The 15,630-nt window shown below is 72.2% G+C and carries 16 protein-coding genes; 9 read left to right on the forward strand and 7 right to left on the reverse strand.

Going from position 1 to position 15,630, the window contains the following annotated elements:
* Both H5965_RS33250 and H5965_RS33255 read right to left on the reverse strand, forming a co-directional pair.
* Positions 1 to 1,401 carry an alpha/beta fold hydrolase gene (locus H5965_RS33250; RefSeq protein WP_310974727.1) on the reverse strand — a complete coding sequence of 467 codons (1,401 nt, stop codon included), beginning with the start codon at positions 1,399 to 1,401 and terminating at the stop codon, positions 1 to 3.
* 249 nt (positions 1,402 to 1,650) lie between these two features.
* On the reverse strand, positions 1,651 to 2,406 hold the full coding sequence (locus H5965_RS33255) for an acyltransferase (protein WP_003058890.1): 756 nt from the start codon (positions 2,404 to 2,406) through the stop codon (positions 1,651 to 1,653).
* A 52-nt stretch (positions 2,407 to 2,458) separates the two neighbouring features.
* Here H5965_RS33255 and H5965_RS33260 point away from each other — a divergent pair, with 52 nt between their 5' ends.
* The 3 genes from H5965_RS33260 to rox all read left to right on the forward strand — a co-directional run bounded on the left by H5965_RS33260 (position 2,459) and on the right by rox (position 6,240).
* Positions 2,459 to 3,421 carry a nucleoside hydrolase gene (locus H5965_RS33260; protein ID WP_310974728.1) on the forward strand — a complete coding sequence of 321 codons (963 nt, stop codon included), beginning with the start codon at positions 2,459 to 2,461 and terminating at the stop codon, positions 3,419 to 3,421.
* A 77-nt stretch (positions 3,422 to 3,498) separates the two neighbouring features.
* Positions 3,499 to 4,593 carry a C40 family peptidase gene (locus tag H5965_RS33265; RefSeq protein WP_310974773.1) on the forward strand — a complete coding sequence of 365 codons (1,095 nt, stop codon included), beginning with the start codon at positions 3,499 to 3,501 and terminating at the stop codon, positions 4,591 to 4,593.
* A 204-nt stretch (positions 4,594 to 4,797) separates the two neighbouring features.
* Positions 4,798 to 6,240, forward strand: coding sequence for a rifampin monooxygenase (rox, locus tag H5965_RS33270; protein WP_310974729.1), 1,443 nt, complete (start codon positions 4,798 to 4,800; stop codon positions 6,238 to 6,240).
* A gap of 252 nt (positions 6,241 to 6,492) precedes the next feature.
* Here rox and H5965_RS33275 read toward each other — a convergent pair whose 3' ends face one another.
* Positions 6,493 to 7,653 (reverse strand): MFS transporter, encoded by a 1,161-nt coding sequence (locus tag H5965_RS33275; protein ID WP_310974730.1) that lies wholly within the window; start codon positions 7,651 to 7,653, stop codon positions 6,493 to 6,495.
* A 117-nt stretch (positions 7,654 to 7,770) separates the two neighbouring features.
* On the opposite strand from H5965_RS33275, the gene H5965_RS33280 reads away from it, so the two are divergent.
* From H5965_RS33280 to H5965_RS33295, 4 genes are read left to right on the forward strand one after another with little or no spacing between them, the layout of a single operon-like run.
* Positions 7,771 to 8,538 carry a maleylpyruvate isomerase family mycothiol-dependent enzyme gene (locus tag H5965_RS33280; RefSeq protein WP_310974731.1) on the forward strand — a complete coding sequence of 256 codons (768 nt, stop codon included), beginning with the start codon at positions 7,771 to 7,773 and terminating at the stop codon, positions 8,536 to 8,538.
* A gap of 41 nt (positions 8,539 to 8,579) precedes the next feature.
* Entirely contained in the window at positions 8,580 to 9,008 is a 429-nt protein-coding gene (locus H5965_RS33285; protein ID WP_310974732.1) for a MarR family transcriptional regulator, read from the forward strand.
* A 41-nt stretch (positions 9,009 to 9,049) separates the two neighbouring features.
* On the forward strand, positions 9,050 to 9,622 hold the full coding sequence (locus H5965_RS33290) for a PadR family transcriptional regulator (RefSeq protein WP_310974733.1): 573 nt from the start codon (positions 9,050 to 9,052) through the stop codon (positions 9,620 to 9,622).
* 10 nt (positions 9,623 to 9,632) lie between these two features.
* Complete coding sequence (locus tag H5965_RS33295) at positions 9,633 to 11,069, forward strand: FAD-dependent monooxygenase (RefSeq protein WP_310974734.1); 1,437 nt, start codon at positions 9,633 to 9,635, stop codon at positions 11,067 to 11,069.
* A 5-nt stretch (positions 11,070 to 11,074) separates the two neighbouring features.
* On the opposite strand, the gene H5965_RS33300 is transcribed toward H5965_RS33295, so the two are convergent.
* Both H5965_RS33300 and H5965_RS33305 read right to left on the reverse strand, forming a co-directional pair.
* Positions 11,075 to 11,593, reverse strand: coding sequence for a GNAT family N-acetyltransferase (locus tag H5965_RS33300; protein WP_310974735.1), 519 nt, complete (start codon positions 11,591 to 11,593; stop codon positions 11,075 to 11,077).
* A 10-nt stretch (positions 11,594 to 11,603) separates the two neighbouring features.
* Entirely contained in the window at positions 11,604 to 12,491 is an 888-nt protein-coding gene (locus tag H5965_RS33305) for a TetR/AcrR family transcriptional regulator C-terminal domain-containing protein (protein WP_310974736.1), read from the reverse strand.
* A gap of 132 nt (positions 12,492 to 12,623) precedes the next feature.
* Between H5965_RS33305 and H5965_RS33310 the strand changes: the two genes are divergently transcribed.
* Positions 12,624 to 13,298 (forward strand): DUF2306 domain-containing protein, encoded by a 675-nt coding sequence (locus H5965_RS33310; protein ID WP_310974737.1) that lies wholly within the window; start codon positions 12,624 to 12,626, stop codon positions 13,296 to 13,298.
* 100 nt (positions 13,299 to 13,398) lie between these two features.
* Positions 13,399 to 14,364, forward strand: coding sequence for a chitinase (locus H5965_RS33315; RefSeq protein ID WP_310974738.1), 966 nt, complete (start codon positions 13,399 to 13,401; stop codon positions 14,362 to 14,364).
* A gap of 1 nt (position 14,365) precedes the next feature.
* Here the strand turns inward: H5965_RS33315 and H5965_RS33320 are convergent, their stop codons facing one another.
* Together H5965_RS33320 and H5965_RS33325 are read right to left on the reverse strand one after the other, a co-directional pair.
* A complete protein-coding gene (locus H5965_RS33320; protein WP_310974739.1) occupies positions 14,366 to 15,289 on the reverse strand; it encodes a LysR family transcriptional regulator in 924 nt (307 codons plus the stop codon).
* Positions 15,213 to 15,590, reverse strand: coding sequence for a DUF427 domain-containing protein (locus tag H5965_RS33325; RefSeq protein WP_310974740.1), 378 nt, complete (start codon positions 15,588 to 15,590; stop codon positions 15,213 to 15,215). The genes H5965_RS33320 and H5965_RS33325 overlap by 77 nt, the downstream gene beginning before the upstream one ends.
* Between the last annotated feature and the right edge of the window lie 40 nt (positions 15,591 to 15,630).

Consider the following 15,630-nt stretch of genomic DNA (forward strand, 5'->3'; position numbering starts at 1 on the left):
TCACGGCGCCGGGACCGGCGCCCCCGGGCACGACGCCGACGTCGTCGTGCCCGTGTCGAAGAAAGTGACCACGGCGTCGGCGCAGGGCAGCGACGACAGCGAGCCGTGGACGTCGTCCTCGATGGTCATGAGCGCGCCCCCGATCCGCTGCTGCATCGCGAGTGCCCAGCCGATCGGGGTGATCGGCTCATAGACGTGGCCGGCGAGCTGCAGCGGGCTTGTCCCTTTTTCGAACATCCACGACCGGGCGGCCAGGGGCCAGCCGATGCAGAGCTGTTCGTAGAAGCCGTAGCCGCCGGCGACCGGGAAGCGTTTCATCCGGTCGAGGCGGTGCTGCCAGACGGTCTCGAAGTCGCGGGGGCTCGGTGACTCGTTGCAGAGCAGCGCCGTCTGCTGGAAGTGGTTGAACGCGTACGGCTCGCCGTCCCAGCCCAGGCCGCCGGTTGTCGTTTTTTCGACGACGGGCCGGCCGCCGTCGCGGATGGCGGCGAGCTGCTTCGCCGAGCGGGCCCAGTCACGCCGGGGGCCGGCGAGCAGGTCGTTGACGGTCGCGCCGTGCCGGACCCGCAGGCCGAGCAGCGCTTTCGCGACGGCGGGCTCCGTGGTCCCGAATCGGTAAATGGCGTCGTACCTGGCGATCCACGCCGAGAAGTCGTGGAAGGTGTTCTCGCCCGCGGCCGCCTGGCCGTCGTCCATCGCGGTGACGTCCAGGTCCGGCGGCATGACGGAGTCGAGCAACATCCGGTCGACGTGGTCGTCGAAGAGCGACCGGTACTGCGCGCCGAGCGCGGTCCCCCACGAGACGCCGTAGTAGCCGATCTTGTCCTCACCGAGTGCGACGCGGATGCGGTCCAGGTCGCGGGCGATCGTCGGCGTGGTCAGATTTCGGACGAAGGCCGGGTGAGCGTCGACGCATTGGCGTTTGACGGCGGCGGCGCGTTCGGCGGCTTCGCGGGCCTTCTCCTTGTCGACGGCGCCCGGGTCCGGCTCGGGAAACTCGACCGGGCAGGGCAGGTCGGCGCTGTAGCCAACGCCGCGCGGGTCGAACCCGACGAGGTCGTGGTGGACGCCGAGGCCGCCGGCGCGGCTGTCGGCGATGCTGCGGGGCATGGTGAGGCCGGACTGGCCGGGACCGCCGGGGTTGAGGAGCACCGCGCCGGTCCGCGTCCCGGTCGCCCGGATCCGGCTGACGGCGATGTCGATTTTCTGACCACCGGGGTCGGCGTAGTCGACCGGGACCGGGACCAGCGTGCATTCGGTGCGGTGGTCGTCGGGGTCCCAGCCGTTCGCGACCTCGGCGCAGAGCCGCCAGGAGAGCTGGTCCGCGGTGGCGACCGCGGGGACGGCGGGCAGCAGCGCCGCGGCGGCGAGCAACGGGACGGCGAACCGGGTGATCGACATGCGCCCAGGCAACCGGGGGTCCGGGGTGGCGGAGATCGGCCGATCAGCCGAAGATCGCCGCCGAACGGCCGGGAACGCGCGTGGCCGATTTTCGACCACTCGGAAAACCGCAGGTCAGCCGCGCGGACACGCGTCGCCGCCCTCGACGCACTGGCGCGGCCCGGCGGAAGCGGCGAGGCAGTTCCCGAAGAACGAGGTCCACCCGCGGCGCCGCGTTGTCGCCGAAACGACCACGCGGCGCGAGAGGTCCTACTGCTCGCCGAGGGTCTTCTGCAGGGCCTTGTTCGCCTTCCGGGCCATGTCCGCGACGGCCTCGCGACGGGCGGCGTCGGCCGCGTAGTCGTCTTCTCGGTTACGGACCACGCGGGCCGGCGCGCCGACCGCGATCGAGTAGTCCGGAATGTCACCACGGACGACCGCGTGCGCGCCGAGCACGCTGCCGCGGCCGATGCGGGTGCCCTTCAGGACGCTGACCTTCGTGCCGAGCCAGGTGTCCGGGCCGATCCGGACCGGGGATTTCACGATGCCCTGGTCCTTGATCGGCACGTGGATGTCCGAAATGACGTGATCGAAATCACAGATGTACACCCAGTCGGCGACCAGCGTGGCCGCGCCGAGCTCGATGTCGAGGTAGCAGTTGATCACGTTCTGGCGGCCGAACACGGACTTGTCGCCGATCCGCAGCGAGCCCTCGTGGCAGCGGATGGCGTTGCCGTCGCCGATGTGGACCCAGCGGCCGATCTCCAGGCGCCCGTAGCCCGGGCGGCAGTGGATCTCGACGTCCTTCCCGAGGAAGAGCATCCCCCGCAGGATGATGTGCGGGTTGGCGAGCCGGAACTTGAGCAGCCGGTAGTACCGGACCAGGTACCACGGCGTGTAGGCGCGGTTGCGCAGCACCCAGCGCAGCGAGTCGGCGGTCAGGAACTTCGCCTGCCGCGGGTCCTGCCGGGCACGGCGCCAGGCCCGCACCCGCGACAGCGCGGGCGCACCCCACATCGACGTCATGCCCGTGACCGTAACCTGTGTGCGGGACGGGTTCGCAGGCAAGGGGAGCTGGATGGGCACGAAGCTGATCATCGACACCGACCCCGGCGTCGACGACGCGCTGGCGATCGCGCTGGCGGCGCTGTCCCCGGACGTCGACCTCCTCGGTGTGACGTCGGTTTTCGGCAACGTCCCCCTCGACCGCACGACGTCGAACGCGCGCCGGCTGCTGGCGCTGTTCGGCCGCGACGACGTGCCCGTGGCCGCCGGGGCGGCGCGGCCGCTCGTCCACTCCAAGCCGCGTGACGCGAAAGAGGTCCACGGCGGCGACGGCCTGTCGGGCCACTCCTACACGCTGCCCGAGGCGAGCCGTCCGCTGGAGGAGCGCGACGCCGTCCGGCTGATGCTCGACCTGCTCGAAGCCGCCGACGGGCCGGTGACCATCGCCCCGATCGGGCCGCTGACGAACATCGCCGCGCTGCTCGCGGCGCACCCGGGCGCGGCGGCGAAGATCGCGCGGCTGGTGATCATGGGTGGTGGTGTGACGTTCGGCAACAGCACGACCGCCGCCGAGTTCAACATCTGGAGCGACCCGGAGGCGGCCCGGCGGGTGCTGGTCGAGGAGGACGTCCCGGTCGTGCTGGTCCCGTTGGACCTCACGCACCGCTGCGCCGTCGACGGCGAATGGCTGGCGAAGCTCGCGTCGTCGGGGTCGGTCGGCGCCACCCTCGAAGGGCTGACGTCGACCTACCGGCAGCACTACACGCGCGTGTTCGGCGAGGACCGGATGGTCATGCACGACGCCGTCGCGGTCGCCGAGGCGATTTCGCCGGGCATCCTGCACACCGAGACCTACCGGGTCGACGTCGACTGCGGCCTCGGGCCGGCACGCGGCCAGACCCTGGTCGATCGGCGACGGCTCGGCGAAGACGATCCGCAGTTCTCCCCCGGCCGCCCGATCGAGGTCGCGATGGACACCGACCTCGACGGCCTGCGCGGCTTCGTCCTCGACCGGCTCACGGGAGCGGCCCGGTGAGCGACGAGGAACCCGAGGTCGTCCCGGCCGACACCGAGACCGAGGAAGACGCGCCCCGGCCTCGCCGGCGGAAGCCCGTGGTCGTGATCGCGGCGGCGGTCGTCGTCGCGGGCGCCCTGGTGGCCGGCATCCTGCTCGCGCCGCAGCAGCAGGAGACCACGAACGCCGCCGCGACGGCGTCGGCGACGTCCGCCAAGCCGACGACGTCCAAGCCGCCGGCGACCACGCCCCCGCAGACCTCGACGCCGCCGAAGGTGCCCGAAGCGAGCGAGTTCGACGCCTGGGCGTCCAAGACCAGCCAGTGGCTCGACGTCCCGCTGCGCGCGATGGTCGGCTACGCGAAGGCGACGACGAAGCTGAGCAAGGACCTCCCCGGGTGTCACCTTTCCTGGGTCACGCTGGCCGCGGTCGGAAAAGTGACCACGGACCACGGCCGGGTCCAGGGTGGGCAGTTCGGCACCACCGGCGTCCTGGACAAGCCGCTCGGCACGATCGAGGTGCGCGACTTCTACAACAAGGTCGTCTCGACGGCGAACGCCGCCGGGCCGATGCAGCTCGCCCCGGCCGTCTGGGGCAAATACCAGGCGAGCGCGTCCGGCGGGAAACCCGATGTCCAAAATATCGACGACGCGGCGTTGACCACGGGCCGCGCGCTGTGCGCCGACGGCCACGACCTGTCCCAGGGCCAGACGTGGTGGAACTCGGTCAGCACGCTGCAGGCGGCGCCGCTGTTCCTGCACCGGACACTGGCCACGGTCAACGTCTACGGCACGGTCGGCCAGGGCACGACGCCGCCGAACCCGGCGGTGCTGAGCGCGGTCAACTTCGCGATCGACAAGATCGGCCTCCCGTACATCTGGGGCGGCAACGGCACCGGCGGCAGCGACCCGGGCTTCGACTGCTCGGGCCTGACGACGGCGGCGTACGGGAGCGCGGGGATCAAGCTGATGCGCACGGCCGACACTCAGTTCCGCAGCGTGCCGCACGTGACCGACCCGCAGCTGGGCGACCTCATCTTCTACGGCGAGCCGGCGACGAAGATCCACCACGTCGGTCTCTATATCGGCAACCAGCAGATGATCGACGCGCCGCAGACCGGCCAGGCGGTCCAGGTCCACTCCTACCGCCGGGACGGCGACGACTACGCGGGGGCGGGCCGGCCGACGGCCTGACCAGGGCGTGGTCGCGCAGGCGACAAAAGGATTGGACGGGGTGACGGCCGGGCTTGTAGCTTGCCGGGGACCGTGACACCGCCCGAGGAGGTGAGACCCATGAACGCTGGATCGATGTGGGTGCTCCCCCTCCAGTCACGGCCGGGCGATTGACGTAGGTGTCGCCGGGAGCGCCGGACCGAGGCACTCCCGAAAGGCACCACCATGGACTCTTTGCCCCCTCCGTTCGACGTGATCATCGCCGGCTGCGGGCCGACCGGCGCGACGCTGGCCGCCGAACTGCGGCTGCACGACGTGCGCGTCCTCGTCCTGGAACAAGACACCGAACCCGCGTCGTTCGTCCGCATCGTCGGGCTGCACGTCCGCAGTCTCGAACTGATGGCCATGCGCGGCCTGCTGGACCGCCTCCTCGAACACGGGCGGCAGCGGCCGGCCGGCGGGTTCTTCGCCGCCATCCCGAAGCCCGCGCCGCAGGACCTCGACTCGGCGCACGCCTATCTGCTGGGCATCCCGCAGCCGGTGATCGTTCGGATTCTCGAAGAACACGCGATCGACCTCGGCGCCGAGGTCCGGCACGGCGCGGCCGTGGTCGATTTCCGGCAAGACGACGACGGCGTGACCGTCGAGCTCGCCGACGGCGAACGGCTCCGGGCGCGCTACCTCGTCGGCTGTGACGGCGGGCGCAGCACGGTGCGCAAGCTGAGCGGCATCGGCTTCCCCGGCGAGCCTTCGCGGACCGAGACGCTGATGGGCGAAATGGCGGTGAGCGCGCCGCCGGCGGAGATCGCCGCCAAGGTGGCCGAGGTCGGCGAGATCCACAAGCGGTTCTGGCTCCGGCCCTTCGGCGAAGGCGTCTACAGCGTCGTCGTCCCCGCCGCGGGCGTGGCCGATCGGGCGGCGAAACCCACCCTGGACGATTTCCGGCAACAGCTCCGGGCCGTCGCCGGCACCGACTTCGGGGTGCACTCCCCGCGCTGGTTGTCGCGATTCGGCGACGCCACCCGGCTCGCCGAGCGGTACCGGGCCGGGCGGGTGCTGCTGGCCGGCGACGCCGCGCACATCCACCCGCCCACCGGCGGGCAGGGCCTGAACCTCGGCATCCAGGACGCCTTCAACCTCGGCTGGAAACTGGCCGCGCGGGTCCGCGGCTGGGCGCCGGAGCCGCTGCTGGACACCTACCAGACCGAACGGCAGCCGGTCGCCGAGGCGGTCCTCGACAACACGCGGGCCCAGATGGAACTGACCTCCCCCGGAGCGGGGCCGCAGGCCGTGCGCCGGCTGCTCGCCGAGCTGATGGACTTCGACGTGGTCAACCGCCACCTGATCGGGAAGATCGCCGCGATCGACATCCGCTACGACTTCGGCGAGGGCCCCTACCTCCTCGGCCGGCGGCTGCGCGACATCGACGTCAAGCAGGGCCGCCTCTACGACCGGCTGCGCGGCGGCCGCGGGCTGCTGCTGGACCGCACCGAACGTCTCACCGCCGGCGGCTGGGCAGACCGGGTCGACCACCTCGCGGACCCCACCGCGGCCCTCGACGTTCCGGGCGTCCTGCTGCGTCCCGACGGTCACATCGCCTGGATCGGCGACGACCAACGGGACCTGGACGACCACCTCGCCCGCTGGTTCGGCTCACCGCTGCGGTGAGGCCTCGTGGGCGGCGTCGAGAGGGTCCGGATCGGCCGGTGTGAGACGGCGGCGACGTTGTCCTCAAAACGACCAAGGGTGCCGACAGCGGGATGACCAGCACGTTTACCCTTCGGCGCGCGGGCGGTGGCGAGTACTCCTTGCGCTCGTCGCCGCCCGTCAGCAAGCCCAACGCCCGGACGGTGATCCGACCGTCCGTGGCGGGCGGCCCCCGTACCCGGTCGATCGAGAGGGCCTTTCCACCTCGCGAGCCTAGGCCGGACCGGCCCGCGTGAACGTCGGTTCCCGCAGCGAAGGCGCCAGGAAGACGATCCCCAAGGTGACCGCGACCGCCGACGACAGGGCCCAGTGCAGGCCGACACTCGTCGCAAGTGCGCCCACCAGGGCCGGCTCCACCAGGAAGCCCACGTACCCGCAGGCCGCGACGGCGGCGACCGCCCGGGCCGGCGCGTCCGCCTGCTTGCGGCTCGCCACGCTCCACGCGATCGGCACGATTCCGGCCACGCCGAGCCCGACGACCGCGAAGCCGGACACCACCGCGATCGGCCACGGCGCCGCGAGGACCACGGCGAAGCCCAGCACCGCGATCGCGGCCGCCACGCGGACGAAGCGGACCGGGCCCGTGCGTGCCACCACGCGGTCGGCGATCAGCCGGACCGCGATCATCGTTCCCGAGAACGCGAAATAGCCGAGGGAGGCGAGCGCGGGCGTTGCGCCGGTGACGTCGGCCAGGTACACCGCGCTCCAGCTGTTGACCGCCCCTTCGGCGACGAACCCGCAGAACGCGATCACGCCCAGCGGCACCAGTGCCCGGCTCGGCCACGCGAAGGCCGCGTCGCCCTGGCCGCGGTCGGCGCCGGCGAGGAACCGGGTGCGGGCCGCCCACAGCGCGAGCGCGAGCAACACCGCGCCGGCGACCGGGAAGTGCACCGTCACCGGGACGTGCAGGGCCTCCATCAGCGCGTCGACGCCCGAACCCGCCAGGCCGCCGATGTTCCAGAAAGCGTGGAAGCCCGCGAAGATCGGGCGGCCGTACCCCTCCTCGACGCGGGCCGCGTGGGCGTTCATCGCGACGTCGAGCAGGCTGTTGCCCACGCCCAGCACGACGAGCGCGGCGAAGAACACCGGCGCCGACCACGCGAGCGCGACCAGCGGCAGTCCCGCGCACAGCACCACCGCGCCGAGCACGACGGCCGCGCGGCTGCCGATCCGGGTGAGCAGTGCGCCCGCGCCCAGCAGCGCGAGCACCGATCCGGCGGCGAGGCCGAACAGGCCGGTCGCCAGCTCGCCGGTGCTCAGCCCGAGCCGTCCCTGCACCGCGGGCACCCGGGCCAGCCAGGTCGCGAACGCGGCGCCGCACACCGCGAACACGACGGAAACCCCGAGCCGGGCGCGTTTCAATTCCCCAGTCACCCCGCCACCCTACGGATCTTGACCCGCGCCGAGGCGGCTGTCCAGGTCCGGGGAGGTCGTCTTCGGGGCAGCCGATCATGACCCCGCGGCCGCCGTCGCCCGGTCTACCGTGGCGGGGTGCAAACCTTGAGCCACGACCGGCTGGCCGGCGCCCTCGTCGCCGAAGCGGACCGGTTCGGGACGGCGATCGCGGACGCCGCACCCGACACGCGGGTCCCGACGTGTCCGGAGTGGACACTGCGGGACCTGGCCTGCCACGTCGGGGTCGCCTACCACAAGTCCGCCGCCATCATCGCGAGCCGGCCCACGGGTTACGTGCCGTTCGAGGCCGTCACGATCGACGACCCGCCGACGTTCGAGGCCCTCGGCGGCTGGCTGCACGACGGCGCGGAACGGCTGGTCGCCGCCGTGGCCGAGGTCGGTGCCGAGACCCCGACGTCGACGTGGACCCCCGATCGGCGCGCCGGGTTCTGGACGCGGCGGCTGACCCACGAGACGGTCGTCCACCGCGCGGACGCCGCCTTCGCGACAGGCAGGCCGTACGACGTCGACGCCGACCTCGCCGCGGACGGCATCTCCGAGGGCCTGGGACTCGTGGCCGTCTTCGCACGTCAGCCGCACCCGGCGCTGGACCGGACGTCGCTGCAGGGCACCGGCGAGACGCTGCTGTTCCGCTCCACCGAGCCCCACCTCGGCTGGCTCGTCCGGCGGACGCCTGCAGGGGTGGAAGTGGCCGAGGGAACCGAGGCCGACGTCGTCGTCGAGGGCCGCGCGGCCGACCTGCTGCTCGCGCTGACCCGGCGCATCGCCGCGGACGACCCGCGGCTCACCGTGTCGGGTGACGCGGCGCTGTTCCACCACTGGCTGGACCACACGCGCTTCTAGCCACCGTGTCAGGGTCCTTACAGACGCGTAAGGTTCCTGTCATGAGCGAACCCTCGACCGGCGACCGGCCCGGCTACCTGCTCAAACGCGCCCAGCAGGCCCTGCACCAGGCCTGCACCGACCGGCTGCGCCCGCTGGGCCTGTCGATGTCGCAGTACGCCGTGCTGCGCGCGCTCGACGACCACCCCGGCGCGTCGTCGGCGGAGCTCGCCCGGATCACCTTCGTCACCCGGCAGTCACTGCGGGACGTCCTGGGTGGCCTGCGGTCGGCCGGTCTGGTCACCGTCGCCGAGCAGGCGAGCACCGGCCGGGCCCGCCCGGTGACGCTGACCCCGCAAGGGCGCACCCAGCTCGCGGCCGCCGAAGACCTCATCACGCAGGTCGAACTCCAGATGCTCGGCGACCTGTCGGCCGACCAGCGGCGCTACCTGGCCGACCTCCTGCGCACCTGCGTCGGCAACCTGACTTGACGACAGCCGTATAGTCGGTTCCGACTAATAGGGAGCGACTAGTGCCACGCAAGATTCGCAACACCCTCGCGCTGGCCCTGCTCGGCCTGCTGCTGGAACGCCCGATGCACCCGTACGAAATGGCGTCCACGCTGCGCGAGCGCTACAAGGGCTCGACGTTCAAGATCAACCCGGGTTCGCTCTACGACACCGTGGAGTCGCTGGCGAAGCACCGCTGGATCGAGCCCGTCGAGACGGTCCGGGAGGGCAACCGGCCGGAGCGGACCGTCTACGCGCACACGGAACTCGGGCGCCAGGAGTTCATCGCCTGGCTCGACGAGCTGGTCCGCGAGCCGGTCGCGGAGTACCCGAAGTTCGTCGCGGCGGTGAGCTACCTCGGCGCGCTGGGCCCGGAGCGCGCCGCCGACGCGCTGGAGGAACGCGCCCGCCACCTCGCCGAACGCATCGAAGGCGCGGAGACCGCGCTGGCCGAAACGGTCGGCAAGGGCGCACCGCGGCTGTTCATGATCGAGGTCGAGTTCGTCCGGCACGCCTGGCAGGCCGAGCTCGACTGGGCCCGCCGCACGGCGGCCGAAATCCGGTCCGGCTCGCTGCCGTGGCCCGAGAACTTCTGAGGGGAAAACCGTGTCCGATCCCGATGTCCTCATCGCCGGCGCCGGTCCGGCCGGCCTGCTGCTCGCCGCGGAACTGGCGCTGGCCGGCGTCCGCACCACGATCGTCGAACGCCGGCCGGAGCGGCCGCCGTACTGCCGCGGCTTCAACCTGAACGCGCGGGCGCTGGACCTGCTGCACCGCCGCGGCCTCGCCGAAAGCCTGGTGGCCGAGGGACACCGGGTGCCGCACGCGCCGGCCACCGGCCTGCCCGGGCCGCTGCTGCTCGACGGCACGGCGACCGACCACCCGTTCTCGCTGGGCATCCCGCAGACGCGCGTCGAAGAGGTCCTGGAGGCCCGGGCCCTCGAACTGGGCGCCGAAATCCTGCGCGGCCACGACGTGCGCTCGTTCACCCAGTCCGCGGACGGCGTCGCCACGGTGGTCCACAATGGACGCTTCGGCCGGACGATCCACGCGCGCTTCCTCGTCGGCTGCGACGGCGGCCGCAGCACGGTGCGCAAGCAGGCGGGCATCGGCTTCCCCGGCGTGGACGCCCGCTGGTACGCGCTGCTCGGCGACGTCGAATGCGACCTGCCGTACGGTCCTTCGGTGGGCCCGGACGGGCGGAGCGTGTTCGTGATCCCGCGGCCGGGGTACGTCCGGATCGTGGTCCGGGAGGACGACCCACCGTCGGACAAGGACACGCCGGTGACGCTGGAGCGGTTGCAGGCGCAGGTGGACGCGGTCCTCGGCCGGCACGTCGAGCTGAGCGCACCCCGCTGGCTGAGCCGGTTCGGCGACGCGGCCCGCCTGGCGTCGCAGTACCGCGAAGGCCGGGTGCTCCTGGCGGGCGACGCGGCCCACATCCACCCGCCGGCCGGGGCGATCGGCGTGAACGTCGCGCTCGACGACGCGTTCAACCTCGGCTGGAAGCTGGCCGCGACGGTGCACGGGACCGCACCGGAGGGCCTGCTGGACACCTACCACGCCGAGCGGCACGCGGCGGGCGAGCGGATCCTCGCGAACACACAGGCACAGGTGGCCTTGGAGGAAGCCGGCGAGGAGCCGTGGGCGGACTTGCTGCGGCGCGTGGCCGTGCACCCGGCGGGGAACCGCGCGCTGGCGGAGATCATCACGGGGCTGGACGCGTGCTACGAGCCGGGCGGGCACCTGTGGCTGGGGCGGCTGGCTCCGGACGTCCCGCTGCGGGTTTCGGGAGTGGACACGCAGTTGGCGGCGTTGCTGCACGCCGGGCGGCCGGTGCTGCTGGACCTGACGGGGTCGCTCGCGGCCTGGTCAGCCGCGGTGGAGGTGGTCGCTGCGGCAAGTCCGTCCACTTCGGACATCGAGGCGCTGCTGCTGCGGCCGGACGGGCACGTCGCCTGGGTGGGCACCCCCGGCGAGGGCGATGCCGGGCTGGCGGAAGCGGTGCACCGGTGGGTGGGACCAGTGCCGGCGGCCGTCTGACGGGCTCAGCGCGGGCGGTCCAGGACCGCCCGCTGCTCCACCCGTCCGTCGAGCACGAACTTGCTGTGCACCGAAAACCCCAGCTTTTCGACCACCCGGGCCGAGGGCTTGTTCACCGGCTCGTACACCGCCAGCAGCCGATCCGCCCAGCCCGCCTCGAACGCCCTGTCCCGCACCGCCGCAGTCGCTTCCGTCGCATACCCGCGGCCCCAGCCCGACGGCGCTATCCACCAGCCCATCTCCACCGCCGGCAGGCCGAGCCCCGACTCCGTTGCGTCGCGGCGCACCAGCGACACCACTCCGTCGAACGATCCGGGGGACGCCGAGACCGCGAACCAGCCGAAGCCGTGCGAGGCCCAGTGCGCCAACGTCGCGCGGTGTTTGGCCAGCGTGTACTCGTGGCTCCACGGCTCGCCCGTCCCCACGTAGCGGACCGTCTCGGGCAGCTGGGCCAGCGCGAACAAGCCGTCGAAGAACTCTTCGGACCACGCGTGCAGCGTGAGCCTCTCCGTCGTGATCAGCACCGCCGCCAGTCTAGTGTTCGCCCAGCAGCACGGCGATCCCGTCGAGCTGGCGCCGCAAGCCGAACTCGAACGCCTCGTCGAGGCCGACGTCCTCGACGCCGGTCATCACCTCGGTCAGCGTCGGGAACCGGCCCGAGTCGAGGAACCGCGTCAGGAGCGCCATGTCCGCTTCCAGGCGCTGGTCGCCCGTGATGCCCGTGTCCTGCTCCGCCTGGATCTCGAACGCGTTGCTCACGGCCAGGCCGCCGACCCAGCCGTTGAGCGTCATGATCACCTGCAGCTTCACCCGCCGCTTCAAGCCGGTTCCGGCCAGCGCTCGCAGCGACCAGTCGACCAGGCGCAGGCCCGCCGCCAGGACCGGCGGGCGCACCAGGGAGTTGAGCAGGATCGGGGCCAGCCACGGGTGACGGCGGTACGCGCGCCACTGCGCGCGGGCGGCGAGTTCGAGCCGCGGCCGCCACGACGCCGGGCCCGGCTCCGGCAGCTCCGCCTCCCCGAGAGCGACGTCGGCCATCAGCCGGAGCAGCTCCTCCTTGTCCGGCACGTGCCGGTACAACGCCATCGGGCCGACGCCCAGCCCGGCCGCCAGCCGCCGCATCGACAGCGCCGCCAATCCTTCGGCGTCGGCCAGGTCGATGGCCGCACGCACCAGCGCGTCCCGGCCCAGCGGCGGCTTGACCGGCGTCCGGTCGGCGACGACCGTGCCGCTGCCCGGGACCGCGCGCACCCAGCCCTGCTCGCCCAGCGCGGACAACGCCTTCGCCGCCGTCGCCATCGCGACCCCCCACTCGCGGACCAGGGCCCGGGTCGACGGGACGCGCTCACCCGGCCGCAGCTCGCCCGCGGTGATCCGGCGGCGCAGCTCCGCCGCGATCCGGAGGTAGGGCGCCTCGGTCACGGAACTCCGTACTAGAACAGTTGCCGACAGGACCTAGAACACTTTCAGGGTACTCCCCCAATGTCGGCGCCGAAGATTGCCCGGCTTGAAGACCGCTGAATACGGTGCAAATACACCGTACGAAGGGGAAGCATGACGACGACCGAAGTCCGCCGCCCGAAGCCGTGGGTGCGCCGCCCGTGGGTGTTCCCGCTGGGCCTGCTGGTCACCGCGTTCCTGGTCTTTTCGCTGCCGCCCTACCTCGGGCTCGACCCCGCGCGGTCGCGGATCCCGGCCCCGACCGCCTGGTACTACCCGGTGCTGGTCACGCACATCGGGTTCGCGACCGTCGCCATGGTGACCTGTGCGCTGCAGATCTGGCCGTGGCTGCGGCAGAAGCACCCGGCGGTGCACCGCCGCACCGGGCGCGTCTACGTCTTCGCCGGCGCGATCCCGGCGTCGATCGCCGGGTTCGTGATCGCGCTCGCGGCGCCGTTCGGGCCGGTCGGGGCCGTATCGAACGTGCTGCTCGCGGCGCTCTGGTTCGGCTGCACCGTGCAGGGTTACCGGATGGCGCGCGCACGCCGGTTCGGCGAGCACCGCCGCTGGATGATCCGCAGCTTCGCGCTCTGCATGTCGATCATCAGCAACCGGATCTGGGGCGTGGTCTGGGCCATCGTGCTCACGCCGCAGCTGGACACGACCTTCGGCGGCAGCGAAGCCGCCCTGGGCCAGGCGATCGCCGGGATCACGACGTGGACCGGCTGGGTGCTCCCGCTGCTGGCCGCCGAATGGTGGCTCGGCCGGGGACGGCGTCGCGCAGCGTGACCGGGGTAGCCCGATCAGCCGATGGTCCACACCACAGCAAATGGTCTATACCAATGGGGACAACTTTCCGCCGCCGCGCTTCCAGCCGTGGAGGTTTCCCATGCGCCTGAAGTCCCTGCTGACCGCCCTGGCCGGCGCCGCCCTGCTGAGCTCCGCGGTCGCCACCCCGGCCGGCGCCGCGGCCGGCTCGCCGATCCCGGTCGGTCCCTATGTCGACATGGGGGCGTGGCCGACACCCAGCCTGTCGGCGATGTCGGCCGCGAGCGGCGTCAAGGGCTTCACGCTCGCGTTCGTCAACTCCTACGGCTGCAAGGCCAGCTGGTTCGGCGCCTACGACCCGCGCACGGCGTGGCAGAAGGAGGAGATCGCCAAGATCCGCACCGCGGGCGGCGACGTCAAGATCTCCTTCGGCGGCGCGTCCGGCATCGAACTGGCCCAGGCCTGCAGCACGGCCGCGCAGGTCGCGGCCGAGTACGACGCCGTCGTCAAGGCCTACGGCCTCAAGTACGCCGACTTCGACATCGAAGGCGCGGCCGTCGCGGATCCGACGTCGATCGCCCGCCGCTCCCAGGCCCTGAAGACCCTCCAGGACAACAACCCCGGGCTGAAGATTTCGCTGACCCTGCCGGTGCTGCCCAACGGCCTCACCGCGGACGGCCTCAACGTCGTCAAGGCCGCCAAGAACGCCGGGGTGAACCTGGACCTGGTCAACATCATGGCGATGGACTACTACCAGGGCGCCGGCGACCAGGGCGCGAAGGCCATCTCGGCGGCCAAGGCGACCCAGGCCCAGCTCAAGTCGCTGTACGGGCTGAGCGACGCGGCAGCGTGGAAGAAGGTCGGCGTCACCCCGATGATCGGCGTCAACGACTCGCAGAACGAGATCTTCTACCAGAAGGACGCGAAGGCGCTGGTGGCGTTCGCGAAGACGGTCCACCTGGGCATGCTGTCGTTCTGGGAGCAGGGCCGGGACGCCAACGCGTGCACCGGCGCGCTGTACAAGTGCACCAACGTGCCGCAGTCGAAGTACGAGTTCGCGAAGATCTTCGCCGGCTACACCGGCTGAGTCACCACCGGGCGGCGTCCGCGCGCAGTGCGTCCCGCACCGCCGCGGGCCCCGCCCGGCAGGGCTCGGTCCGGGTGACCGCGAAGAGCGTGTTGATCGGCGGCTCCTCCGGCTCCAGCAGCGCGACCAGGTCCCCCGACGCCAGCTCGGCCGCGCAGAGGTACCGCGGCAGCACGCTGACGCCGAAGCCCGCCCGCACGCAGGCCAGGACGCCGCGCAGGTCCGGGACGACGACCGCCGGGATCGCCGCCGGACGCGCGCCCAGCACCGAACGCCAGTAGCGGCGGATGATCGGCAGGTCCTCGGCGTAGGCCACCAGCGGCGCCGTCCGGAGGTCGCCGGTGAAGCCGCGAGGGCCGACCAGGACGAACTCCTCGTCGGTCAGCGGAGTCGCCGTGAAGGCGCGGCCGCGCGGGCGGATCGTCGAGACCACCAGGTCGAAGCGCCGCTGCGCGAGGCCGGCCAGGAGGTCGTCGGCCAAGCCGAAGGTGACCCGCAGCCGAAGGCCGCGGGCGACCAGGTCCGCCAGTGCGGGCAGGACCCGCTCGGTCGTCAGCTCGGCGGGTCCGGCCAGGTGCACCGGCGTGGCGAAGGGGTCGGCCTCCCCGACGGTCACCGAAGCCAGGGCGTCGACGTGCGGGGCGATCCGGGCGGCCAGTTCGTCGGCCGCCGACGTCGGGGTGACACCGCGCGCGCGGCGGACGAACAGTTGCCGACCGAGCTGCTCCTCCAGGGCTCTGACCTGCGCGTTCACCGTCGGCTGGGACAGGCCCAGTGACGGTGCCGCGCCGGTCAGCGAGCCGGCCCGGTGGACGGCCAGGAACGTGCGCAGCAGGTCGAGGTCCAGCTCAGTCCTCGACCAGCTCGATCGAATCCACGACGTTCGGGTAGAACGCGACGTGGTCCTTGATCGGCGCGACCGCATCGTAGGGCTTCTCGTACGTCCAGACCGCGTTCTCGGCCTGCACGTCGCCCGCCTTGAGCGAGTAGTAGCTCGCCTCACCCTTGTACGGGCAGTACGTCTCGTGGTCGGTCCGCTCCAGCACGCCCGCGTCGACGTCCGCCAGCGGGATGTACTGGACCGCCGGGTAAGTGGATTCCTGCAGGGTGAACGCGTTGCGGCTGTCCGCGACGACGCGCCCGCCCGCCTTGACCACCACGCGGGCCTTCGTCGGCTCGACGGTGATCGGGTGGTCCGGGCCCGGCTGCAGAACCTTCTTCGCCATGTCAGCTCCCTGGGTGTTCCGTGTATTGGGAGCAGCACAC

The sequence above is a fragment of the Amycolatopsis sp. 505 genome (genome assembly GCF_031625235.1).
Taxonomy (GTDB): Bacteria; Actinomycetota; Actinomycetes; order Mycobacteriales; family Pseudonocardiaceae; genus Amycolatopsis.

What these genes read in the sequence shown, in the direction of transcription:
- H5965_RS33250 (WP_310974727.1), bottom strand. Translation starts at nt 1,401, where the DNA reads ATGTCGATCACCCGGTTCGCCGTCCCGTTGCTCGCCGCCGCGGCGCTG.
- H5965_RS33255 (WP_003058890.1), bottom strand. Translation starts at nt 2,406, where the DNA reads ATGACGTCGATGTGGGGTGCGCCCGCGCTGTCGCGGGTGCGGGCCTGG.
- H5965_RS33260 (WP_310974728.1), top strand. Translation starts at nt 2,459, where the DNA reads ATGGGCACGAAGCTGATCATCGACACCGACCCCGGCGTCGACGACGCG.
- rox (WP_310974729.1), top strand. Translation starts at nt 4,798, where the DNA reads ATGGACTCTTTGCCCCCTCCGTTCGACGTGATCATCGCCGGCTGCGGG.
- H5965_RS33285 (WP_310974732.1), top strand. Translation starts at nt 8,580, where the DNA reads ATGAGCGAACCCTCGACCGGCGACCGGCCCGGCTACCTGCTCAAACGC.
- H5965_RS33310 (WP_310974737.1), top strand. Translation starts at nt 12,624, where the DNA reads ATGACGACGACCGAAGTCCGCCGCCCGAAGCCGTGGGTGCGCCGCCCG.
- H5965_RS33315 (WP_310974738.1), top strand. Translation starts at nt 13,399, where the DNA reads ATGCGCCTGAAGTCCCTGCTGACCGCCCTGGCCGGCGCCGCCCTGCTG.
- H5965_RS33320 (WP_310974739.1), bottom strand. Translation starts at nt 15,289, where the DNA reads ATGCGGTCGCGCCGATCAAGGACCACGTCGCGTTCTACCCGAACGTCG.
- H5965_RS33325 (WP_310974740.1), bottom strand. Translation starts at nt 15,590, where the DNA reads ATGGCGAAGAAGGTTCTGCAGCCGGGCCCGGACCACCCGATCACCGTC.